Here is a 23,858-nt window from a genome sequence, read left to right as displayed (position 1 = left end):
GGGTACCTGGAAACAGCCTGCATTCGTTCCTTCGAGGCACAGGTGGATGTTCCCATCAGGGTGAGATCAACCCTTTCTTCGCCTGAGCCTGAATAGCAGTAATTGCCACAGTGTTCACAATGTCTGTGACCACACAGCCACGACTGAGATCGTTTACCGGTTTATTCAGACCCTGCATAACAGGACCGATAGCCACCGCACCGGCCGAACGCTGCACAGCTTTATAGGTATTATTGCCGGTATTGAGATCAGGAAAGATAAAGACAGTCGCCCTGCCAGCCACTTTACTGTGCGGCATCTTCGTTTTGGCAACTATGGGGTCGACCGCTGCATCGTACTGAATCGGGCCTTCAAGCAACAGATCAGGCGCCAGTCTGTGGGCGATTTCTGTGGCTTTTTTAACTTTTTCGACCTCTTCGCCAATACCAGATGTTCCGGAAGAGTAGGACAGCATGGCAACATAAGGTCTTATCCCAAACAGCAGAGCTGTTTTTGCAGATTCAATTGCTATCTCAGCAAGCTGCTCTGCTGTCGGCCGGGGGTTAACGGCACAGTCACCGTACGCCAGCACACGGTCTTCAAGACACATAAAAAATACTGATGACATGATGGTACTGCCGGGTTTCGTTTTTACAAATTCAAGAGAAGGCCGCACAGTGTTAAGTGTGGAGTGAACTGCGCCAGACACCATTCCGTCCGCATCCCCTTTATAAACCATCATGGTCCCGAAGTAATTGACGGCTGACATCACATCCCGTGCATTATCCGGCGTAATCCCCTTATGTTTTCTCAGTGCAAAATAGGTCGCGGCATAGTCATCAAGAAGATCCGAATCTACCGGATCAATAATTTTAACTCCCTCAAGAGCCAGCCCAAGGCTTAAAATCTTATTTTTAATAGCAGGCAATCTCCCGAGCAGGATAATCTCTACCACCTCCCGGTGAATAAGGATTTCCGCCGCCCGCAATATCCGTTCATCTTCCCCTTCAGGCAGCACTATCGTCTGTTTAAAGGCACGGGCACGCTTGACGAGCCCAAATTCGAACATCTTCGGGGTGGTAAACAGTAAACGGTAACCGACAATTTTTTTTCTTAACGCCGTCGTGTCCACATTGGACTCAAACAACCCCAGACCAGAGGCGATTTTCAGCGTCGAATCAGGAGTAATAGAGTTGTGAATAGCGGTTATCTTCGTCGCAGTGGTAAAAGTATCCTCTTTCACCTTGAGGATAGGAACCAGGTCGTCAGTCCCAAGGAGAAGATTACGCAGACTTTCATCAGGTTCCAGATATCTGGTAAGGACCATGCCACCGATATTGGGCATGTTTGACGATCGGGATGCGGCCAGCATCCCGAGAATAACATCAACCCGGTCAACCGTGGTAATAATAAGATTATCGTTCTCGATTGTTGGCAATAAATTTTTCAAGTTCATTGCCGCGATAACAAAACGGGACACCGGTTTGTTCAGCAGCTGGCTGCCATAGATTACTGTTGCATCCAGTGCACTGGCGATCTCAGCCATTGTCGGTCGGTCAAGGGTCTCTTCAAAAGGAATTGAATAGATCAGCTCTATTTGATCCTGCAACCTGCTCTGAAGAGCCTGCAGCATATCCTCCTGCAGGCCGGGCGGAGTTCTGTTGACAATGAGCGACAGTATTTTCGACCCTTTTTCTGCAAAAGATTCCAGAGCAAACCGGCACGACTGGACAACACCTTCAAGAGATCCCTGGTGCGCATTGGCAAGCATCAGCACCGGACAATTGAGATTGTTGGCAATTTCAACGTTGAGTTCAAACTCAAACGCTGCCGAGTCACTGGCAAAATCTGTACCCAGACAGAGAACAAAATCAAATTCGTCTTCCAGATCTTTATAACGTTCAAGAACCCCTTCAAGAAGTTTGTCATTTTTTTTGTCAGCAACGAGTGTCCGCGCTTCGTCAAAGGTATAGGCATACATCCGGCGATACTCGATATCAAGATTGTAATACGTTGATATCAAATGGAGAATATCATCTTTCTTTTCGGTACTATAGTCAGTGTTGATTATCGGGCGAAAAACAGCGACACGCCCCAGGTTTCGCACGAGAAACTCCATCACTCCAAGGGCAACCAGAGATATGCCACTGTGAGGTTCCAGTGCAGTAATATATAAATTTTTCGACATTGATTATCCTCAGGCTGTAAGAAAAATGATTGGATTCATGCCCCGTAACCATCAGCACGATCTCCCCCCCTTACCCAAAGCAGACTCAGGGCAACATGCAAAGCACAAGGGTTCCTTGAATAATCTTGTATTTCGTTCATATTCAAGGCACAGGAGAAAATTTACCGGAGCTATATATTTGATATTGCGAGGATAAATTTTTGACTGTAACGAAGAAGATGGGCGAAAGACTTATTATTCAAGGTTCCCACAAGAGACTCTTCTGTCTGCGCTCTTTCTTTATGTACATACAGTATATGTAGATATAACTCAAAAAGGGGGGGAGCATGAATTTATTTATGCCTGCGAGCAGCCGGTTCTTAATGTGCAGAGAAAAAAACCTGCGGATACAAGCGTCCCTCTTCAGGGAACCTTGAAGAACCTTGTATTTCGTTATGATATTGAGCAAAGTAAGAAATTGAATTTTTTTGAGGTCTTTCCCGTCAAACCGGAACCTGATTTTTTTGGGAAGAACCTGACTGTTGAGTGGGGTGTACACTCAACAATACAATGAGTGGCACTGTATTGTTGAATGATAAGCCCCTGTTTCGCTGGATAAAAAAACAAAGAAAAAGGTGTAAAAATGTATGCACTTGCTGTAAACGGAAGTCCGCGTAAAGGTGGCAATACAGAAATGCTGCTTGAAGAAGTCTTGAAACCCCTCAAAAGTGCAGGATGGGGGACCCGAATTGTCCAGATAGGCGGGAATAAAATTCGTGGCTGTCTGGCCTGTGGAAAATGCTGGGAAAAAAAGAACATGGAATGCGCTATAAAGACTGACGTCTTTAACGATCTTTTCCAGGAAATTCTTCAGGCAGATGCCATTATTTTCGGTTCACCGACCTACTTCGCCGATGTTACCTCCGAGATGAAAGCTCTCCTTGACAGAACTGGTTTTGTAGGATTGGCAAATAACAATGCGTTGCGTGGCAAAATAGGTGCTGCAGTGGTTGCCAACAGACGCGGTGGTGCACTTCATGTGTACGACACCATCAATCATATGTTCCAGATCAACCAGATGATTCTCCCGGGGTCGACGTACTGGAATATGGGGGTAGGACTGGCCAAAGGGGATGTCGCAGAGGATACCGAGGCGTTGGCAAACATGAAAAACCTTGGCGAAATAATTGCCTGGCTCGGCAAAGCTGTAAAGCCGCACATGGACAGCTTCCCTTCAGCAGCAGGTCATGACGAAGCAGGTTGATATCTGTTCAGTCCTTAAAAAATCTAAAAGACATCAGGCTTTTTGATAAAGATGGGGCTGATCGTGAAAATCATCAAATGAGAGAAACGATTCTCTCATTTTTTTGGTGCCATTATGTTCCACTTCGTGGCCGTGGATCAGCTCAAAAAAAATGTTGTCAGCTGTGCAGCCGCCTTTGTTCTCTCCGATATATAAAAGATGCTGGCCAGGACGCAGAGCCTGCCAGATGCGGGAGGCCAGGTCATCCTCCTGGGGCCAGGCAAGGATAAACAAATCAACTTCAGGATGAAGCCGCAGATACTCCAGGGAATCCATTTTCTGGACAATATCAAGATACCGGTCCTGCGGAAAATCAGGCCAGGTTTTGTTATCAATGGAGGTTTGCATCCTGATACCGTATTTGCAGAGCCAGTGTCCAAGCCAGCCGACGCCTGCCCCGAGTTCAACAATGCATGTGAAATCGGTACAAAGCAGTTGCAGCGACCTGACGAACTCATCAGTGAGAAGCACAAAGGACTGGCCGACGTAGGACTCCCGGAGCAGGATGGTCAGCAGGTGTTTTTTTCGGTCGAATTCCCCGGCTTCGGCCCACAGCCGGTCAGTATAGATAGAGCTTTTAATCTGGGCAATTGTTGGCAGTTGCCTACTGGTTTGTGAAAAGGTTCGACTCAGGAGAGGATGGTTGCTCTCATCTCGGCGGTCGAGAACTGCTGTTTTTTTCACTAAGAATAATTGCATTATGTTTCCCTGAACAGCAGAATTCACTCGGGCTTTTCCTGCGGGAGAAGTCGATATAAGGTAGCCTTCTGAATAAGGATGATAAAATTTTTAGAATTATTGATCGTCGTCGATCTATACAGGAAACAGAGCACAATAAACACTACCAATGAAGCAACGGCAAAAATCGCTGCCGATTTTTGTCAGGGCTCAGCCTTCACAACAGTACCGGTCAGCAACTGCACTTTCCTTGCGGTAACTGAGCAAAACGTCAACCAGCAAAGGAGAATGTCATGGCACATGAAGTCACAATGGATATTTCCACCAGGTTCGTACTCCACAAGGACGTGACGATTGAAGTCAAAAAAGATGGGCACAAACTGGGTACTGTCCTTATCAGCAAGGGCAACATTGAGTGGGTTCCCACTGGCAATTCGGTAAACAAAAAACGCCTTTCCTGGACCAAATTTGCCAGGCTGATGAAGGCCGAGGGCAAGGACATTCGGATCAAATAGTTATTGGCTGACAACTCGTTCAAGGCAGACAGTGGATGAGGACAAGAAGTGCAACACGGGCGCCCTTATGCTGTAAATCTGAAATTTTTTTGTACGGTTCAACTGTATTTATGCCCCTCAGCTTAAACAATCCTCTCAAACCGAGAGTTTCGGCAAAATGAATATTTCCGCAATGATAATCAGGTTCATCAGTTCGGAAATGATACATGAATAAAAAATTGTGATGGCTGGGATAAGATCTCGCTTGAATTACATCTGGAGGACACCACGTGTCGACCTTATCAACTGATATTATAAATATTGTTCTGGCAATTTTCCTCGTAATTATAAACGGCTTTTTTGTTGCCGCAGAGTTTGCGCTGGTGAAAATTCGCCCCGGCAAGCTTGAGGAGCACGTAGCCAATAATAAACCCTTTGCGGCAACAGCACACTGGCTGACCCAGCGCATGGACGCATCATTGTCTGCATGTCAGCTTGGCATAACAATGGCTTCCCTTGGCCTCGGGTGGATTGGAGAGCCGGCAATTGCCCATCTGCTGCGGCCGCTGCTTCTGACTGCAGGGGTTGTTTCTGAGATATGGATTCATGGAATTGCCTTTGCGGTGGCGTTTACTTCAATAACTGCGATTCATCTTGTTTTGGGTGAACAGGCACCAAAGATATACGCTCTGAGACGACCGGAAAAGATCTTATTGTGGTTTGCCCTGCCTCTGAAATTTTTTTACTTCCTTTCCTTTCCGTTCATGATTGCATTAAATGCAACCACCTCATTTTTATTGAAAAAAATTGGGGTGAAAGCTGTTTCTGAACATGACACAGTTCACAGTGAAGATGAAATTAAGGCCTTGTTGAACCAGTCTCGCAAACAGGGAGAGCTGAGCCAGGCCGAACACCGTTTATTAAAAGCAGTTTTTGAGTTTGATGACACCGTCTGCCGTCATATTATGCAACCCCGTGCCGACATTGTTTTTTTTGATATCAACCGGACATTTCTGGAATGCAGATCCCTGGCATCGCAAAACAAGCATTCACGCTATCCTTTATGTGACGGATCTTTAGACAATGTCCTGGGGGTCGTGCACATCAAAGATTTGCTGGATGTCTCCCCGGATATGGAGGATGCCCTGCGCTTAATTGCCCGCCCGGCTCAGTTTATACCTGAAACGCTGCAAATCAGTCGCCTTTTACGGCAGTTTCAGGAAACACATCAGCACATGGCTTTTGTCGTCGATGAATACGGTACTGTCATCGGCTGTATAACCCTGGAAGATGTGCTGGAACGCATTGTCGGACCCGTTGAGGATGAGTTCGACACAAGTCCGCTGCAGATCAAACCCGATGGTCCGGGTAAATTCATCGTTCCCGGCGGAACCGGAATTGATGTCGTGAACCAGCGACTCAAGCTCCATCTCAGCAGTATGGAGACTGAAACTCTGTCGGGACTGTTAACGGAAAGAACAGGCCAGGTGCTCAGCGTTGGGGATCGGATTGAACTTGATGGGGAAACGACAGCCGAAGTACTGGAAATTACGGGTTCTCGGGCCACCAGCATCCGCATGGAGTTGTCGCCGAAGCCCTCTGTCGAAAGCTAAAGGGTATCTTGAATAATCTTGTATTTCGTTCATATTCAAGGCACAGGAGGAAATTTACCGGAGGTATATGTTCGATATTCCGAGGATAAATTTTTGACTGTAACGAAGAAGATGGGCGAAATACTGGTTATTCAAGGTACCCTAAATAGATTTATGGGTACCATTACCCCCAACCTTCTCTTATTATAAAAAATGAACGCTGTTAAAATTCCATATAATCAATTGAGTCCGGAAATATTGAAGGCTGTTGTTGAAGAATTTATAACCCGTAATGGTACGGATTATGGTGCAGACGAAATTTCACTTGAGACTAAAATTGCCCAGGTGTTACTGCAACTTAAAGCTAAAGACGCCTTTATTGTCTTTGATCATGAATCCGAGACCACGACCATCCTCAAAAAGGAGGATAAAAATTTAAAATCCATGGATCACAGTTGACAGATACAACTGAACAAACACAAACAAACGGCCGTGGCCTGCGGCATACCACCCGTGGCCTGCGGCATACCACTGATACGGAGCATTATCTCCATAAAAATTATATAAAAAATTATGTCAGATATTAAACCTGGTATTTACAAACATTATAAAAACAAGAAATATAAAGTTATTTGCCAGGCAACACACTCAGAAACAAGAGAAGAAGTTGTTGTTTACCAATGTTTATATAGTGACTACAGCATGTGGGTGCGGCCAAAAGAGATGTTTACTGAATTAATTGAAGTTGAGGGTAGAAAAATTCCAAGGTTTGAATTTATCTCTGAAATTTGAATATTTCTTATTATGGGTTCCTTGAATAATCTTGTATTTCGTTCATATTCAAGGCACAGGAGAAAATTTACCGGAGCTATATATTTGATATTGCGAGGATAAATTTTTGACTGTAACGAAGAAGATGGGCGAAAGACTGATTATTCAAGGTTCCCTTATATTAACCTCACTTGAAGTACAACCTATACCATTTAAATAATGAGACTATGACAACAGAAAAAGATAATTCCAAAAGTAAAGACCCCCTGCATGGAGTAACGCTAAAAAATATGCTGGAAGACTTAATAGAATACCATGGTTTTCCCTACCTTGCTGCCAAGGTAAAAATTAAAGTATTTGGTGTAAATCCAACCTTTAACAGCAGCTTAAAATTCCTTCGTAAAACCCCCTGGGCAAGAGAGAAAGTTGAAAAACTCTATATCTATCATTTTGTGATCCGCAAAGAAAAAGAGCGGCATCGGAAAAATGCAAAATAGCTGGATAAAAGCTGTAACATGCCCCTGAATTCAATATGACATCCCGATCCCCCCGTTACAGGAACCAAAACAATATCCTCCATTACGGAGATGCGACTAAAAATCAAGTGGGCTTTTTACTTCCCTCTTCGTCGTACTTTTGACGGTATGAGTGTAAATCATGGTTGTTCGCACATCACTGTGTCCCAATAATTCCTGAATTGTCCGGATGTCATAATTTGCCTGCAGGAGATGGCTTGCATAGCTGTGTCTGAAAGTATGTGCAGTGACCCTTTTGGTAAGGCAGGCCTTTTTCACAGCCTGTCGAAGAGCTTTCTGAACATGGGTTTCATGGAGATGAAATCGCTTCATTGCTCCGGTCTTCTTCACCCTGGAGATCTTGTGTGCAGGAAACAACCACTGCCAGATAAATTGACGACTGGCATTCTTCGATTCCCTCTCATCTGCGTCGAAAAGAAAAACCCCGTTATATCCTCTGGCAATATCTTTACTGTGCAAATTATAAACTGTATCAAGCTGCTCGCGCAGTACACCGTACAGACTTTTGGGCAGAGGTACCGTACGATCCTTTTTCCCTTTCCCATTGTGGACAGTAAGAATACCTTCTTCCAGATTCAGACAATGGACACGCAGTGACAGACACTCAAACAAGCGTAACCCGCAACCGTACAGCAGTTTAACAACGAGCAGATACGGTTCATCAAGTACTTGAAATATCTTCTCAATCTCCACTCTGGATAAGACCACTGGAATATACGGCCTCTTCCTGGCGCGTACCACTCCATCAATGGTGCCAAATTCCCTGTTAAGCACGTGTCTGAAGAAAAAAAGAAGGGAATTAAAGGCCAGATTCTGGGTTGAGGCTGATACCTTTTTCTTGACGGCAAGATGAGTGAGGTAATTTTTTACGTGTTCAGCCGTTAATTTATCAGGCTGCGGGGATTCGGTATAGGTCTGAAAATCGCGTATATATTTTCTGTAGGATTTAAGTGTCTTATCGGAGTAGTGCCTCATCCGGATGGTATTCTCCAGTTCTGTAAATTCATATTTCCAGGAGCTTCCAATCCTATCGATATTTTTCTCAGCAGGTTTGGTTACGATTGTTGAGGAAACCGTATCTCTGTTATGATCTTTCCTGGTAATGTACTTATCAACATTGACAGCTCTCTCTGTTATCTCATCATTTTTTTGGCTCTTGCCCTCGTTTTTCCCAGGCACCAAATATTCTTGATAGAGCTGGACTGCTCTCTCAGCTTCTTTCCTCGTAGTTACATCTTTTTTTTTCTCGGCCAGCTGAAGAAGAAAAACTTCCAGTCCTTGAACGGTCGATGCCTCATGACGATATTTCTGACAAAAATCCAAGTAATAACGCAGGTATTTCTGGCATTTATAAATGTGTTGCAGAGCAATACCTTTCTTGTCGAGAAAATCAGCATACCTGATCCTGACATCTGCAGGTACAACCAGCATAAACGCCTCCAAATTCTTAAATATAATCACCTGTAACACTTTTTATTGTGGTGTTACCCAGAAAAATAACATTAACCACTTGCACTGAACAGTGCAATATATTTACCTGATATAATCTAATATATTGCATTTTTTATCGGAGCATTTCAGAGGTTTAAGACATCGTATGAGGGACGTCTCAGTCTTCGGGATAATTACTTTTTATTCTCTTCTGTTACGTTTTTTTATATAATATTTTCACGTTTACAGATTTGATCTTACAAGATTTTCTTGAATGAATATACGCATATAAAGAAACGATCGCCAAGTCGATGAAGCCGGACTCCGGTATTCAAGAAACAGCGATTATACCGCAATTCTATAATAGGGGAGGGCAAAATGAGAATATGCCAAATGTGTCTTATTGTTGTTTTTGGGGTTCTGTTTTTAGCTGAAGGAAGTTGGGGGGGAAAGCTCACTGTCGAGACCAATCGGGATCGTCCGGGGATAGATTATAAGAGCTTTTTTCTTTCGTCTCCCCAACCCGATCTCTGTCTTGCAGCCTGTGCAAAAGAATCGAAATGTGATGCGTATACCTACGTTAAACCAGGGGTACAAGGAAATCAGGCAAGATGCTGGCTGAAGTCAGGTCGGCCGGTATCGAGCTCGAACAGCTGCTGTACCTCCGGTGTGAAAAACTCCAAAGTTGTGCTGACAACTGAAATAAATAGGGACCGCGCGGGATCTGACTATAAAAGTTTTTTCCTTTCATCTCCGAATTCAGATCTCTGTCTTGCGGCATGCGCAAAAGACAGCAATTGCAAAGCGTATACCTACGTGAAGCCTGGAGTGCAGGGCAGCCAGGCAAGATGCTGGTTAAAAAACAGTGTTCCTGCTATTTCAACGAATGGCAATTGTGTCTCCGGTTTGAAAATAGATTATCTCGAACAGGCGAGATCTTTTGCTATTACCAAATGGGATGGTTCCTGTTCCGGCAGCCGCCGGGATTGGTGGGATGACATGTGTATGGGATGGCGTAAGAGAATGGGCTCAAAAGGCTGGGAGCAGTGGTGGAGTAACTTCGGTAATGTCAGGGCACAGAAATTTGCCGACAACAGCAAGGTCTCATGGGGACAGGATGATCAATGGAACGGCATGGATGGTGGCGAGGCTGCACTCATCTGCACCCACGGCGGGCATAACAATTCAGACGGATGGCGGGGCTCGATGCACACCAATGATGGCAACGGCTGTGCCATCACGACCAATCAGATGCAGGTCGGCCCGGCTTCGGGCGGCAATGTGCGATTTCTTCATTTATCCTCCTGCAACAGTATTAACTGGAATGAGATGGGAAAATGGTGGGGCCCGGCTGCAGGAAGAGTCCATGTTGTTACTGGATTTCATGGATATATGTATATAGGATCAAGATATGTTGATGAGTATAAATCGCTTGCCAGTGGAGGTTTTTCAAGTGGGGTTGCAAAGGTATGGATGTCAAAAATGCACCATGTGGATCACTGGTACAACGGCTGGGAAACGATTTGCCCCATGGCTCTTGGTTTCGGTGAAAACGGGGAACAGTCGAATAATGCTCTGAACGAAAAATACAATGACCGCTGGGACGACAAGGCACCGCGATCGATGACCTATATGTATTATCCGGGCTGTGATCCCGACGGTGCGGACAAATTGCCAAACTAACATAGAATATGAGCAGAATGTGAATTCTTTGCAGGAGGAAAACATGAATATACAATTCAACAGGATTTTGTGCTTCATTCCCATGATGGTTCTCAGTTTCTTTATCTCTGGTGCGTTTGCAAATGATCTCGGGTCACCGGTTGAGACGAGGAAAATGGTGTCAACAGATTACAACGATCTTGTCAATCGTGCGTTGCCCCGGTACGAAAACATAAAGTTGCAGCAACGGTTTGAGAGTATCGTCAGAAAGTTTCCCAACGGTCTTGATACGTTAAAGATACGAAGCCTTAACGATCTGGAAAAGGTCTTGACACTAAAAAGCCAGAGGACTCCTGCCAGGCTGAAAGTACAGAAATTAAAAGACATGACCTATGAGGTCAATCCTGTAGTTGGAAAGCTTGAGTTTGTACGAGATGTCAAACAGCCGATGAGACTTTCTAAAAAGGTTGGACTGCAGAAGATGAGTGAGTTAAAAAGGATACATGGTGGTATTCTTAAAAAAATGGGCATTGCAGAGGATCAGATTTTTTTTAAGCAGACCTCACTGTTGATGTCCCAGAGTGAAACCAATCCAAATCTGGGACCGGTAAAAAAGACGAGTCCGGTGGTGGTCGGTATCACTACAGATGTAATCCGGGCCATCGATGGAATTCTCATCGAAGGAAACAGTGTAAAACTCACCACGTTTTCAAATAATGATGTGGACTTGTTGACGGTAAAATGGCCTCGTTTCCGATTTGCACCCTCAATCAGGAGCTATAAACTAAAAAATCGGGACAATCTCAAGCATTTGATCGCTGAGAAAGTTCACAGTATTATAGGAAATAGCCGTGGTAAGGTGAAAATGGCCGTTGTTCTGCTTCCGGTAGGTGAAGGCGACAATCTGACCATGGTTCCGGCAATGAAAGTTGCTGTAACAGCCGTAGACAGCGGAGAAGGTGTCGTCTTTTATGAAAACCTCCTTGATCAAGACCTCAACCTGGAGAGTGATATCATCGATTCAGACTCCGGCGGGTCAAGACGAATGTAGATACAGTGTGAGGGATGGTGGTCTCGCAAGGGGTGTAGTAACGTACTGTTATTTCATCACGGTTGGGTGAATGAAATTTCGAAGTTTCGTGGAGATGACCAAAATAGTACGGAGGTGATTGAAAATACTGCACCGCCTTTTCATCATTGGTGAATGCGACGGTCTGTGCTGCCGAATATTTTGGCAGCTTAACTCAATGTTAAATAAGACTGTTCCTTAGCCTCATTTAACATTGAGTACAAACATTGAAGAACTTTGAAATAATTGTTTACAGGCTTATTGCTGGAGAAACCCAAATTGAAGAGTTTGAGCAATGGGTTTACTCAGAAAAAAAGCTTGAGCAGATTTTAACTTCTGATGATTACTTAAATCTCATTTCTCTAAGCTACAAGCAGCCATCTTCACTTTACGAAGCTGAAAAAATTCTGAAGAGATATGTTGATATTGGTAAGTACTATGAATGGAGTTTGCGGCGAGTTTTAGAAAAAGTAATTGATCATTCAGAAAATGCTTCCAGGTATATTGAGAAATGCTATGACTTGTACTGTGATGGCTATAATTTTTTGGATAATCTTGGCTTAGGATATGGGCTAAGCGTTGTTGTACCACCTGCAGACTATATTGAAGAAAACGAACAATCCAGGTTAATAGATGGTTTTTATCCAGCAGTTGCCGAAGAAGCATCGAAAGTAATTGGCTGGTTGAATTCAGGAAAAATTGTTATAACTGGGCATGATGGTAGCTATCAGGGGATTGAGTACAACGACAACAGAACTCTTCAAGAGAAAGAGCCTACCAGTTACAAAATTTCTTCACCAAAAAAAAGAACTTGGAAGTTTTGGCAAAAAAACTAACTACAAAGCCAAAATTTATAGCGGCGTTATCAGCACAAATATCTTTAATTTCTTAAATTTATTAGTGCAGGCTTGTCAGTCGAGTTTAATCCCACTAATCTATACAGGAGGCAGCTATGTTTTTTTTCTCAAGAACTTTCATATCCTTGGTATTTACCCTTGGCGTCCTCGCCACTGCCGTACAGGCTGCACCTCCGCAAAAGGAGATCTGTCCTGCCCCTGACAACCAGGGAGCACGAAACGCTGCAGTTGCTGCCGCGTGCCAATACTTCAACGGCGTACCTGGCAGCTGGGGACTGCACAGCGCCTTCAACGCTAACGGTCAGGTAATCACTTGCATACACTTCAGCTGCAATGCCGCAGCCCAGGGTAATCAAGAACAAAACCAAAATCAGCCAGCGGCCTCTCTTAAGCGTTTCAAATTGATGTTCCCGGACTCCTACCTTATCTATCAACCTGGTAACAACATTCTGCAGATTAGCACCCAGGGTAACGTACTCTCCTCCGGCAGAGACTGGCAGGTTGCCAAATTAAAGCCCTATCTGTTCCATATTAAGCAGAAGGCGTGGAAAAATTTTTTCTGGACGATCAACACCTCTCGTAAAGAGGTTTACCGCGTCAAGGGCGGCCAGTTTGGAAGTATGGGTGGACAGAAAAACAAACTTGGCATCCGCGTGGATCCGGTCGGCAGCCCAGGCAACCCTACCCGCTTTAAGCTGCTCTTCAATGACACTTACCTGGTCTATCAGGTGGATCGGCCTAATCTGCAAATCACCGCTCAGAACAACGTGCTTTCCTATGGTAACGACTGGCAGGTGCGCAAACTCAAGCCCTACCTGTTTCACCTGAAGCAGAATACGTGGAAAAACTTCTTCTGGAAAGTGAACACCTCGCGTAAGAAAGTTTCCCGCGTAGTGGGCGGCCAATTCGGAAGTTTAGGTGGTCAATCTACAAAGATAAACGTGAGAGTAAACACGGTTCCTTGATCATGTTATAGGGGGGGGCAGAATGATTTCATTAAATCATCTGTCCCCTATTTTTCTTTTCTCTCTCGAAGCAGAGGGGTTAGTAAGGGGTAAAGCGATTGTTAAGATGTGGTCCTGACTCTCAAACGGGATCTGTGGCCGGATGTCGTGGAATACGCAACCATTCAATAAAGAAAAATTTATCAGAGGATCGGCAAATGAGCAGACATCTGTATGTTTATATAATATGCATAATCGCGGCATTGGGAGGCTTATTATTCGGACTGGATCAGGGCTTTATAAATGGCTCCCTGGAACTCATCAAAAAGGAATTCCACTGGACTACCATGCAGGGTGAAACATTTGCCAGCATAATGCTTGTAGGTTGTATTTTCGGAGCAATTGCAAGCGGCTGGCTGGCTCACACTCTGGGCAGAAAAAAAACTCTTCTGCTGGCCGCCGTAATTTTTGCCGTTTTCACCTCTTTGGGAGCTCTGACCAGCTCTCAGTTCATTTTGTTTTTCTCCAGATTCTGCCTTGGTCTGGCAGTTGGAAGTGCCTCATTTTGTGTTCCTCTGTATCTTTCAGAAATTGCCCCGACTTCATTACGCGGAGGATTTATCTCCATGTATCAGCTGATGATTACAATCGGGATCTTTATGATCTATATATCAAATTCATTGATTGAAAAACATTTTGAAAGCTGGCGTCTGATGCTGGGTGTTATAGCGGTCCCGGCGATCATAATGTTCGTCGCTGTCTTTTTTATTCCCCAAACTCCCCGCTGGCTGATGTTGAAAAACCGACAAGCTGAAGCCAAAGATGTGTTGGAGAAAACAAGGTTTGATAAAGCCGAGGTCAATGAAGAAATGGCCGCTATAAAAGAAAGCCTGGATGAGCAGGAGAGCTTGTCTTTCTGGCATATTATTTCACAGGGCTATTTTATAAAAGTTCTGTGTTTGGGCATCTTTCTGCAACTTCTGCAGCAGTTAAGCGGTATCAACTGCGTCATATATTATTCGAGTATGATTTTTAAAAATGCGGGATTCATCGATCCTGCCGTAGGCACAATTGTAATAGGTCTTGTGAATGTCATGGCTACGATAGTTGCGGTTAAGTACGTGGACAAATGGGGAAGAAAACCGATTATGTATGTTGGCCTGACAATTATGGCGATTACCCTGATTTTAATAGGAATAATATTTCATATTAGAGAACATATACTTCCAGGGAATCATCTCGGGATGGTTGATGAAATAGTAATGTTGTCTGCCACCATTCTATATATTATAGCTTTCGCGGTTTCCCTTGGCCCGATAATCTGGGTAATCTGTGCGGAAATTTTTCCGCTGAAAGTACGAGATATGGGGATGACTGTTACGACACTGACTAACTGGGCAGGTGCCTATATTGTGGTGCAGTTTTCCATGTCGGCCATGGAACATTTCGGCGGTTCTGTCTTGTTTTTCTTTTTTGCTCTCTGCTGTATCGCCGGGTATTTTCTAGTAGGTCTGTTTACTCCGGAAACCAAAGGTGTTGCACTCGAAACTATTGAGACCAACCTTAAAAACGGCCGTAAGCTGCGTCTTCTCGGCAATGATTAATGCATCGCTGATGATCGTGCAGATTCCAGAGCAATCCAGCCACTGATTCCAGAAGATTCACTGGATGAGTACAATAAGTACAACACCGTGATATGAAAAAGAGTGAAATGCCGGTATGGTTATGTCACCACAACGTAACCGGAGGTTACCATGCACAGAAGTACAAGGCCTTTTATGAGTCCGAAACCACGACCATCCTCAAAAAGGATGATAAAAATTTAAAATCCATTGGTCAGCGTTGAGTTATACTGGAAGCAGAGCACAAAAATTGCAGCCGATTTTTGTTCCGGTTCACCCTGCAAAAGATCCAGAACAAAATTGAGAATGCGAATGATTGAGTATAATGAAAAGACCGCGAAAAAGATCGAGCGCAACTACATTACACCGGAAATGGCGCATCAACGCATCCAGACGTTAGCAGGGCTCGTACTTCAACCGGATGAGCATGTTTTAGATGCAGGATGCGGAACGGGTTTTCTCACCGAAGAACTTGCAATCGCTGTGGGACCGAACGGCCGTGTGGTTGGTATCGACAACAGTTTAGACATGCTTGCCCTCGCTGCCAGGCGCTGCAAAGAACTTCCCCAGGTTCAATTGAAAAAAGGTTCAGTGGAGAAAATCCCCGAGAAGGACAACAGCTTCGATGCGGTGTCTTGCGTGCAGGTCTTGCTGTACGTACACGATGTCTCCAAAGCCCTTGGCGAGTTGCACCGTGTACTCAAGCGCGGTGGTCGCGTTGTTCTCCTGGAAACCGATTGGCGTGGTGTTGTTCTCAACAGCTCCGATGAAATTCTCAGCCAGCGGATGTTTGCGGCCTGGGACGATGCAGTACCAAGCCCCAATCTGCCGGTACAATTGGCACCGCTCCTCAGGGCGCAGGGTTTCACGGCGGTTCGTGTGGAACCTGTTCCTCTCTTGAACACGAGCTATATGCCTGATAATTTTGCAGTCGATACACTCAAGTGGGTCGCACACTATGCCCGGGAACAGGGAGCTGTCAGTGAAGAGGAGGCTGTTTCCTGGCTGGCGGATTTCGTCAGATCAGGCGAGAAGAATGAATTTTTTTTCTGCGTGAACCGTTTTCTCTTTTCTGCCGTCAAACTTTAAACTCGTGAACCCAACAGGGCAATTCTCCATTTCCATCTGAGGCAAAACACGGTAATACCATTCCTATTAAGTTGTGACCTTACTCAATGCCATTTTCACTTTCTATTGGCGAATTTAAAGACAGGGGAACGGGAAACAGGAGAAAGGAGACGGGAGACAGGGAAAAACAAAAGACGGAACAGCGAAAAACTCTTTGCCAAAGGAAAGCTCGAAACATGCGAATAAAGGCAAAAAACTTTAAAAAATATTTTAAAATTAAACAGAGAATTGCTGTTGTTCTATCTTCACTCTTTGCGTTCTCTGGTTAATACAAAATGTAAATAGTATTACTCATTCCCCTAAAAAAAGGAGACAATCTTTATGCAACTGGATGAAGGAACACTTCCTGACTGTGGAGATAGAAAATTTGTCGAACTTTCACCAGACGAACAAAAAACGTTTGTTGAAGCACATTTCTCTTACAAAAATGAGAGCTGGTTTGATCAACAGGGAGAATTTGCTGGAGCCTCTACAGCAGATGTTATTGCTGCACTGATTGACTACGAACACGCTGCCATTAATGCTATTGGTGACTGCATGGCTGGCTTCTGCAGCATACAACCGAAGTTTTCTCAATTTGTTCGGAAGAACAAAGAATAAACCCAAAGCATAAGGCTACCTTGAATAATCAGTCTTTCGCCCATCTTCTTCGTTACAGTAAAAAATTTATCCTCGGAATATCAATCATATACCTGCGGTAAATTTCTTCCTGTGCCTCGAATATGAACGAAATACAAGATTATTCAAGGTACCCATAATAATATCTTAAAAGATGGGAAGACAATTCATCGCAGCCTTTACGACTCTGTAAAGAATTTTGTGTAACGCAGCCATTTCTCGATCAGATTTTTGGTATCAAAACATAGCAGGTATTTCAAAGAGTAAACAAAAGGAGCGTTGTAAGAAATGGCAGGATCGACATTTAAAACAAACCCGTACTATTTGCATGAACTTCTCGAAAACTGTCATCGTGGGATTCTCCAGCTACCGGATTTTCAGCGCAGTTGGGTTTGGGATGAAGATCGCATCAAGAGTCTGATTGCTTCAATATCAAGAGCCTTGCTGGATTCAAGTAATAAGTGCAACACGTTTGCCAGTGAAGACTTCCAGCGGGGAGTCTCCAATTTGCGCTGAACCAAAACAATGCAGTCCGCTGGCCATGAGAAACTGCTACCCCAACGCTCTAAAATTTATGGTATATCTATTGTCTTCAGAAACTTTGAGGAATTCTCGAGCTGTCAGCTTTTTCAGATCACGACGAGCGGTTTGTGTTGTTACCTGATTGTAAAGTAAGGAGAAAGGACGTTTTTCGAATAAATCTTTCAATGAAACTTCTCTCGACTTTTCCAATGACGAATTTTCCAATAACAACAGAAGCAGTTCAAATTACCGTCTGGTTATCTCCTTATTCTTTAATTCCAACGCATAAAAATATCTCAAAGCAAATTTTCTAATAAAAAAGATAATCCTTTCTTTAATCTTTTCAAGACTTTCAACCACACCTTTCAAGGTAAACTCTATAAAAGGTGTGACATCTTTTCTATCTTTAATATTTTTAGAGAATGCAATATAATAATCATCCACATTTCGATAGTAATAGTTAGAAAGTTCTTTGGGAACATATTTTATTTTTGATGATTGAAGCAGGATTACTTCAATCATTCTAGCTGTTCGCCCATTTCCATCCCCAAACGGATGAATTAAACATAAGTAATAATGTGCCAAAGATGCCCTTATAAAGGGATTTAATGACAAAATTTCATCGCTATTAATCCAGTCAACAAAACAAGTCATTACATTCTTTATATCATCTAATATCTTTGGAGGCATGTACGTATCACCATGCGTTTTATCTCCGACCTGTACCTTGACGTTTCTGTACATTCCAGGAATACCCCCATCATAAAAAACATCATCTGTAATAATAGAGTGGATCTCTTTAATGAGCTTCTCTGTTAAAATAAAAGGGGAATCTGAAGGTTCAACTTTTGAGAGCCAGGCATAAGCTTTAATAATATTTTTAACTTCTTGCTTATCCTTTTTGGTGTAATGAACAAGATCTTCACCCTCAGCAATTTTTTTAACATCTTCTTCTATTATTGCATTACCCTCTATCATTGCGGTGCCAGAGATTGAACTGTACATGATACCTGGTTCTAAACCAGCTGCCAGTTCTGGTAAAATCGGGAGGTCCACGACTGTTTCGTTTAATACTATTGCTCGAACGAGAAGATTGTTTATTTTTGCATCATCAACATTTTTGCTAAAGTAAAATTTTCCAGACTTAAACGTCATTATTCCCTTCATGATGTACCCATTTTTGTTCGTCAATATGTAACATAAAAACACAATAAATACAGCAGGATATGCAAACGCAATACTCCGAAATGTCAAAATCGGGGTGCCAGAAAAACGTGCCCCCTGAAAAAGAGAACACACGTTCAAAACGTCATAAAGGTATGGATACCGAAGTGCACTGGATCTTCACGACTAAGGACAACGCATTAGACGGAGGCATTTGTCTCCGAAAAATACCCTCCTTGGGAATAGGTGTTCTGTCTTTATTTGATTCCCAAATATTCAGCATAGTATATTTCTTTTGCTTGTTCGGAAAAGAACATTCTTTTAGAGCTGCGAGGGGAGCATCCAGAAGGGGTGGCATGGAGATCTAATCCTGTGGCACTTTACGGACCTTTGTTTAGAGGAACCCAATGAGTACACGCTAAATATTGAGATGAAAAAGGCCGTTTAATTGTGGACAACACAGAGAGAACGTAAGCCAGAGACAATTCTAAGAATGGGCTTTAAGATGGGCTCGTCGGAGGAATTGTCTCTGGCTGGAGTGGACTGTTACAAAAACACCAGTCCTTCTTCATAAAATAACTCGTTTAGTCGAAAGTATATTAACACCTACCGTCATCTGTTTCAGCGGAAGTTTCGGTCATTAAATTATTTTATGATTATCACATCAAGAGACATCCAGAACTTTTCGAATCAACTTGGCAATATCCTTTTTTGCAAGTGGTTTGAATGCAAATTCTTTTATGCCCATAGATTTTGCTTTTCCCTCCGAAATAATAGTGGAGTAGCCAGTGCAAAGGATAATGGGAATATCTGGACGAACCTGTAGCATTCTCATACTAAGATCGCTACCCGTCATACCGGGCATAGTCTGGTCAGTTATAACAATATCGAACTTATCGGGTTGGTTTTGAAAATTTTCTAAAGCCTCAAGACTGTTATTTATTACGGTTACATGGTAACCAAGTTTTTCGAGCATGGTTTTGCTCATTTTGGTAAGTATTTCTTCATCGTCAATAAAAAGAATCCTCTCTCTGCCAATTGGAATCTGGTCATTAATTTCATTTTCTGTCAATGCCTCCTTCTCTACGATAGGTAAAAAAACGTGAAAAACACTTCCTTCATCAAGTTCACTGTAGAGGGAGATAAACCCGCCATAGTTTTTCACTATTCCATGAACCACTGAAAGGCCCATCCCAGTGCCCTTACCGATCTCTTTTGTTGTGAAATATGGGTCAAAAATTTTATTTTTGACGGTTGGTGCTATCCCCGTGCCTGAGTCACCAATTGATAATTGAATAAAAGTACCAGCTGTTACATCTGGTTCGTGTATAAGATCTTCATTGGTGAGAGTCACCTCTTTTAATGAAATATCAAGTTTCCCCCCAGTCTCTTCCATGGCATGGAAGGCATTGGTACAGAGGTTCATTAAAATTTGATTGAGCTTAGATGGGTCAACAAAAACAAGACCTGTTACGGCATCAATATCTTGAGCAATCTCAATAGTTGTTGGTAATGACGGGCGCAGCATTGTAATCGTTTCTTTAACAATACTGGCAGGTTGTAAGATCATACGTTCCATATCATCTTGGCGACTGAAAGCGAGTATCTGCTGAACAAGACTTTTTGCTCTGTTGCCAGCCCCTAACACCTCATCTAAATCCTTGGAAATGGATGATCCTGGTTGGCAATCATCCTTTGCCATTTCAGTAAAACCAAGGATTACTGAAAGTAGATTATTAAAGTCATGAGCAATACCACCTGCTAATGTGCCGATTGATTCCATCTTTTGTGATTGCTGGAGGCGATTTTCCAGGTTTAATTTTTCCTCTTCTGCCTGTTTGCGCTCGGTGAGCATTCTGGATTGTTGGATGCTGTTGAAGCTCAATGTTGAAATAATCTTGGCAAGTTTGGAGTAGAATTGCATACCGGCATCCACTGTTTCTTTACTGAAACGTGGAACCCGTTCGAGTGCTGCAAGGTAATCTTCCGTATTGAATCCGTATTTTCGGGCCTGTTCTTGGAAGAACTCAACATCTGGTTCCTCATCCTCTAGTAAGTACTGGCCCATAAAAACATTTCCAACATGCCTGCCGCCAACCATAATCGGTGTAACAATGTCCCACATATTGTTTTTACATTTGTAAGACTTAAATGTGCCTTCTGATACACCTTGGGTGAGAATGGTATCACTTGCGAGGCAGTTCATGAGGGAGTCTGGATTACATCTATGGAATTTAGTACAGATATCTTGCCATCCAACAGCAACCAAAATTTTTCCAGATACATCGAGAACGGCTCCCAACATTCCGGTGAGTTGGTAAAAATCCTCCATCATGGACTGTAGTATCTCAGTATCAATAATATCAGAAAGTTCAAGGGTTCCAATATCTCCTTCCGGCTCTGTAATAGCTTTGAGCTTATTCCTGATGGTAGCTTCACTTTGCAGCAATGCTTCTTCCACCTGCTTTTTTTCAGTGATATCATCAACAAATGCGGTTCCAAATCTTGTGTTTCCCTTACCATCTATAACCGCTGTGGCGTTCACGCTGACATTGATCACACCACCATCCTTGCGGACATATATTTTTTCCATTTTGAAACCAGTTGAGTTCAAAGAAAACATGTTCTGAAAAAGTTCTTTGTTCTTGGGCCGATAATCTGGGTGGGTTACATCAAAAAAGGATAGTTCTTTGAGTTCTTCGCTAGAATAACCAAGCATTTTTTCGTAAGCAGGGTTTGTGGAAATGAAATTGCCAAGCAAATCTACGGTGCAAATTCCAACGGGAGAGTTATCGAACAGAAGTCGCAATCTTTCCTCACTCTCCAGCAGTGCTTTTTCGACTTTTCTACGAGCAGAAATATCTTGTATTACACCTCGTGTTCTAATTGGATTCGCAGCGGAATCCCTTTCTAATTCAGCGATAGACACTAGAGTTCGCCTTTGGTGAGTATCTCTGGTTATGATGTCGAATTCCAAATTGTAAGGGACATTTCTTTCAATAAGGTCAACTAAAGCTTGGTGGACTCGTTCTCTTTCTGGTATACAACTTTCCACTGCTTCTGTGGTAAGTGTCTCAGAATCCATATCGAAGCCACAGATTCTTCTTGCCTCTGTAGAAGCCCAAAATTCTTCTGTGTTGTTATTGTATTCCCAGTTACCCACCTTGCCTATTTCTTGCGCTTTTACATATTTAGTATTGGCTTCGGCGAGTTCACGTTCTATTTTTTTACGCTGTTTGATTTCCAGTTCAAGATGATTTGTCCTCTTATTAACTAACCGTTTCAGGTACCACAATCCCACCAAAGTAAATACAAGAAAAAGAGGGACAAGTATTAAAAGTGTTTGTTTTATCAGTGTGCTGAGAGAAACTGTCGGCGTTGGTAAAATTGGACCAAACCACTTGTCATAAAGAGTGTTGTATGTGCCGTCTAAATATATAATTGCCAACCCCTCATTGAGCAGGGTGAGCACTTCCTGACGACCTTCCGGAACAGCAAAACAGAATTTTTGTTCGAACCCCTCAAGTTTCAAGGTCATCGGTTTAAGTGAAGCAACCACTTTCTGCTCAACCGGAACTACATTTTCAATACCCAGTTTTTTGATCATCTGAAGTCCAACAATTTGCTGGACGACAACGGCATCATGTTTTCCAGATGCAAGTAGAGTAAAAGCATCTTCATATGAGACAGTAGGAATAATATTTTTGGACAGCTTGTGGGTCACCACATATTCATGAGCAGTGTCTCCCTCCATCACCAGCACCTCTTTGTCTTGAAGGTCCGTGATGTGCTGGATTTCAGTATTCCCTTTTCTGATAAATACAGTCCCATTCATTCTCAAATAAGGCGCTGTAAAGTCATAAACTTTATCACGCTCCCTGGAATATGACATCAGAGGCAAGACATCAATTTTTTTGTCAATAAGTTCCTGTTTGATTATATTCCAAGAATCAACTTTAAAGGATACTGACAGGCCAACCGCTTCAATCGCTGCTGTCAACAGGTCAACTGAAAAACCAGCTGCCGTGCCATCCGGTTTTACTATCGCAAAGGGTGGATAATCGAGTTCACTGGCGGATTTCAATATGGTTTGATGTTCTGGTAATTCCTCAGCAAAGACAGGTGCAGGGAGAATTGAAGAGCTGTGAAAAATAATCAAAAGCAATAGTGTGCCTGTGAAAAGTTGTTTGCGTAAATATACTTTCATAGTGATAAATAGCATGGTTTGTTGAGAGAAAAAGGTTGAAACCGGAAGAAGACTCTTTTTTCGTGAGTGAGCGCCGGATACCATTAAGCCGAAAAACGGCGTGGGTGGTAATCTGCGACTATGCAAAGAAAGCAAGCCTTGCCGTACCTGCCCATCCTTACAAGTCCGCCACGGATGCGGCTTTACTTTGCTGACCAGGGGGCCGATACGCAGCTTATTCAGGACTTCCCTGGACACCGCAACATTCAGCACACCGTTATCCAATCCGGCGCGGTTTGAAAAGTTATGGCGGTAGTTCTTTCCTTATTGGAGCTCAAGGCGAAGTGAACGCCCTATCGCTTTTGCGGCTCGTGAAAGAGCGGCAAGGGTTACTTTATCGTTTTCAGGGTCAAGTAAGCGGTCAAGCTGCGAACGGCTTGTTTTGAGCTGTTTGGCCATTTCAATTTTATTTATCCCGCTTTCCTTCATAGCTGCCGCGAACTGGTGAGCAATGACACGCTTAACGGCTTGTTGCGTTGTTTCTTCACAGGTGCCCTGTTCTTTCAAAAAATCGCTGAAAGAACCCCCAACATGGCCTTTTTCTCTCTCTTTATTCATGGCTTTAATCCTTTTATTCTTTTTACGGCAACCGCCATTTCATGATCTGGTGTTTTTTGCCTTTTTTTTGATGAATCCGTACAAAAGCAGCATATTCCCTTCATGAGCACAGGAAAAAACCCTTGCGATTCGCCCACCAGAGAGGTTTACGCGGATTTTCCACAGTCCTTTGTACCCCTTAATGGATCGGCACAGGGGCATACCCACAGGCCAACCAAATTCCATTACATTTTGTATTGACCAGAAAACGCAACTGCGTGAACATCTTTTTTGGGTGATTACGAACAGATAAAAAGGATGTGAAATTGATCTCAATGGTGATAACGGTGGAATCACATCACCATTGGTGAAAAATCGGCACGGCGGTGGTTTCTCACAACGTTGTTGTGTAGACAAGGCATGCCTTGTCTCTACGGTGGCGGTAATCAGCGAAATGGCAACCATCACCGATTACCCGCGAAAAAATACACACCATGTTGTCACCACGGGCTAATAACAGCGGAATTACAAACCACTG

General features: G+C 43.3%; 22 protein-coding genes and 1 pseudogene. 16 read left to right on the top strand and 7 right to left on the bottom strand.

Features of this window, described 5'->3' with window-relative positions; translation table 11 throughout:
- Positions 1–55: 55 nt before the first annotated feature.
- The gene (pta, locus tag JWG39_RS02135; protein WP_205217707.1) at positions 56–2,167 is read right to left on the bottom strand and encodes a phosphate acetyltransferase; all 2,112 of its coding nucleotides are present in this window, start codon (positions 2,165–2,167) and stop codon (positions 56–58) included.
- A gap of 622 nt (positions 2,168–2,789) precedes the next feature.
- Here pta and JWG39_RS02130 point away from each other — a divergent pair.
- On the top strand, positions 2,790–3,410 hold the full coding sequence (locus JWG39_RS02130; protein WP_205217706.1) for a flavodoxin family protein: 621 nt from the start codon (positions 2,790–2,792) through the stop codon (positions 3,408–3,410).
- 33 nt (positions 3,411–3,443) lie between these two features.
- Here the strand turns inward: JWG39_RS02130 and JWG39_RS02125 are convergent, their stop codons facing one another.
- Positions 3,444–4,148: a hypothetical protein gene (locus JWG39_RS02125; RefSeq protein ID WP_205217705.1), complete on the bottom strand. Its 705-nt coding sequence runs from the start codon at positions 4,146–4,148 to the stop codon at positions 3,444–3,446.
- A gap of 272 nt (positions 4,149–4,420) precedes the next feature.
- Between JWG39_RS02125 and JWG39_RS02120 the strand changes: the two genes are divergently transcribed.
- The 5 genes from JWG39_RS02120 to JWG39_RS02100 all read left to right on the top strand — a co-directional run bounded on the left by JWG39_RS02120 (position 4,421) and on the right by JWG39_RS02100 (position 7,481).
- Complete coding sequence (locus tag JWG39_RS02120; protein WP_205217704.1) at positions 4,421–4,642, top strand: hypothetical protein; 222 nt, start codon at positions 4,421–4,423, stop codon at positions 4,640–4,642.
- 269 nt (positions 4,643–4,911) lie between these two features.
- Positions 4,912–6,234 (top strand): CNNM domain-containing protein, encoded by a 1,323-nt coding sequence (locus JWG39_RS02115; RefSeq protein WP_205217703.1) that lies wholly within the window; start codon positions 4,912–4,914, stop codon positions 6,232–6,234.
- 192 nt (positions 6,235–6,426) lie between these two features.
- The gene (locus JWG39_RS02110; RefSeq protein WP_205217702.1) at positions 6,427–6,672 is read left to right on the top strand and encodes a YheU family protein; all 246 of its coding nucleotides are present in this window, start codon (positions 6,427–6,429) and stop codon (positions 6,670–6,672) included.
- Positions 6,673–6,786: 114 nt separating this feature from the next.
- Entirely contained in the window at positions 6,787–7,005 is a 219-nt protein-coding gene (locus JWG39_RS02105; protein ID WP_205217701.1) for a DUF1653 domain-containing protein, read from the top strand.
- Positions 7,006–7,211: 206 nt separating this feature from the next.
- Positions 7,212–7,481 carry a VF530 family DNA-binding protein gene (locus JWG39_RS02100; RefSeq protein ID WP_205217700.1) on the top strand — a complete coding sequence of 90 codons (270 nt, stop codon included), beginning with the start codon at positions 7,212–7,214 and terminating at the stop codon, positions 7,479–7,481.
- A gap of 96 nt (positions 7,482–7,577) precedes the next feature.
- Here the strand turns inward: JWG39_RS02100 and JWG39_RS02095 are convergent, their stop codons facing one another.
- The gene (locus tag JWG39_RS02095; protein WP_205217699.1) at positions 7,578–8,951 is read right to left on the bottom strand and encodes an integron integrase; all 1,374 of its coding nucleotides are present in this window, start codon (positions 8,949–8,951) and stop codon (positions 7,578–7,580) included.
- Positions 8,952–9,329: 378 nt separating this feature from the next.
- Between JWG39_RS02095 and JWG39_RS02090 the strand changes: the two genes are divergently transcribed.
- From JWG39_RS02090 to JWG39_RS17465, 9 genes and pseudogenes are all read left to right on the top strand, one after another.
- Positions 9,330–10,634 (top strand): PAN domain-containing protein, encoded by a 1,305-nt coding sequence (locus JWG39_RS02090; protein ID WP_205217698.1) that lies wholly within the window; start codon positions 9,330–9,332, stop codon positions 10,632–10,634.
- 43 nt (positions 10,635–10,677) lie between these two features.
- Positions 10,678–11,664 (top strand): hypothetical protein, encoded by a 987-nt coding sequence (locus tag JWG39_RS02085; RefSeq protein ID WP_205217697.1) that lies wholly within the window; start codon positions 10,678–10,680, stop codon positions 11,662–11,664.
- 245 nt (positions 11,665–11,909) lie between these two features.
- On the top strand, positions 11,910–12,518 hold the full coding sequence (locus tag JWG39_RS02080; protein WP_205217696.1) for a hypothetical protein: 609 nt from the start codon (positions 11,910–11,912) through the stop codon (positions 12,516–12,518).
- A gap of 116 nt (positions 12,519–12,634) precedes the next feature.
- Positions 12,635–13,504 (top strand): hypothetical protein, encoded by an 870-nt coding sequence (locus JWG39_RS02075; protein WP_205217695.1) that lies wholly within the window; start codon positions 12,635–12,637, stop codon positions 13,502–13,504.
- 98 nt (positions 13,505–13,602) lie between these two features.
- A complete protein-coding gene (locus JWG39_RS02070; RefSeq protein ID WP_205217694.1) occupies positions 13,603–15,087 on the top strand; it encodes a sugar porter family MFS transporter in 1,485 nt (494 codons plus the stop codon).
- Between the two features lie 92 nt (positions 15,088–15,179).
- A complete protein-coding gene (locus JWG39_RS02065; RefSeq protein ID WP_205217693.1) occupies positions 15,180–15,329 on the top strand; it encodes a hypothetical protein in 150 nt (49 codons plus the stop codon).
- 88 nt (positions 15,330–15,417) lie between these two features.
- On the top strand, positions 15,418–16,194 hold the full coding sequence (locus JWG39_RS02060) for a methyltransferase domain-containing protein (protein WP_205217692.1): 777 nt from the start codon (positions 15,418–15,420) through the stop codon (positions 16,192–16,194).
- Between the two features lie 360 nt (positions 16,195–16,554).
- Positions 16,555–16,833 (top strand): hypothetical protein, encoded by a 279-nt coding sequence (locus JWG39_RS02055; RefSeq protein WP_205217691.1) that lies wholly within the window; start codon positions 16,555–16,557, stop codon positions 16,831–16,833.
- 306 nt (positions 16,834–17,139) lie between these two features.
- Positions 17,140–17,292 (top strand): annotated as a pseudogene (locus JWG39_RS17465) (GmrSD restriction endonuclease domain-containing protein); the annotation flags it as partial.
- A 327-nt stretch (positions 17,293–17,619) separates the two neighbouring features.
- Here JWG39_RS17465 and JWG39_RS02045 read toward each other — a convergent pair.
- The 4 genes from JWG39_RS02045 to JWG39_RS16985 form a co-directional block, all read right to left on the bottom strand.
- The gene (locus tag JWG39_RS02045; protein WP_205217689.1) at positions 17,620–18,540 is read right to left on the bottom strand and encodes a Fic family protein; all 921 of its coding nucleotides are present in this window, start codon (positions 18,538–18,540) and stop codon (positions 17,620–17,622) included.
- A 661-nt stretch (positions 18,541–19,201) separates the two neighbouring features.
- A complete protein-coding gene (locus JWG39_RS02040; RefSeq protein ID WP_205217688.1) occupies positions 19,202–23,008 on the bottom strand; it encodes a PocR ligand-binding domain-containing protein in 3,807 nt (1,268 codons plus the stop codon).
- 39 nt (positions 23,009–23,047) lie between these two features.
- Positions 23,048–23,341: a helix-turn-helix domain-containing protein gene (locus JWG39_RS02035; RefSeq protein ID WP_205217687.1), complete on the bottom strand. Its 294-nt coding sequence runs from the start codon at positions 23,339–23,341 to the stop codon at positions 23,048–23,050.
- Between the two features lie 39 nt (positions 23,342–23,380).
- Positions 23,381–23,542, bottom strand: coding sequence for a type II toxin-antitoxin system RelE/ParE family toxin (locus JWG39_RS16985; RefSeq protein WP_369130557.1), 162 nt, complete (start codon positions 23,540–23,542; stop codon positions 23,381–23,383).
- A gap of 145 nt (positions 23,543–23,687) precedes the next feature.
- Between JWG39_RS16985 and JWG39_RS02025 the strand changes: the two genes are divergently transcribed.
- Positions 23,688–23,834 (top strand): hypothetical protein, encoded by a 147-nt coding sequence (locus JWG39_RS02025; protein ID WP_205217685.1) that lies wholly within the window; start codon positions 23,688–23,690, stop codon positions 23,832–23,834.
- Positions 23,835–23,858 lie beyond the last annotated feature (24 nt).

Origin of the sequence: Desulforhopalus vacuolatus (genome assembly GCF_016918505.1) — a bacterium.
GTDB lineage: Bacteria > Desulfobacterota > Desulfobulbia > Desulfobulbales > Desulfocapsaceae > Desulforhopalus > Desulforhopalus vacuolatus.
This window is presented reverse-complemented; position numbering and strand designations above follow the sequence as displayed.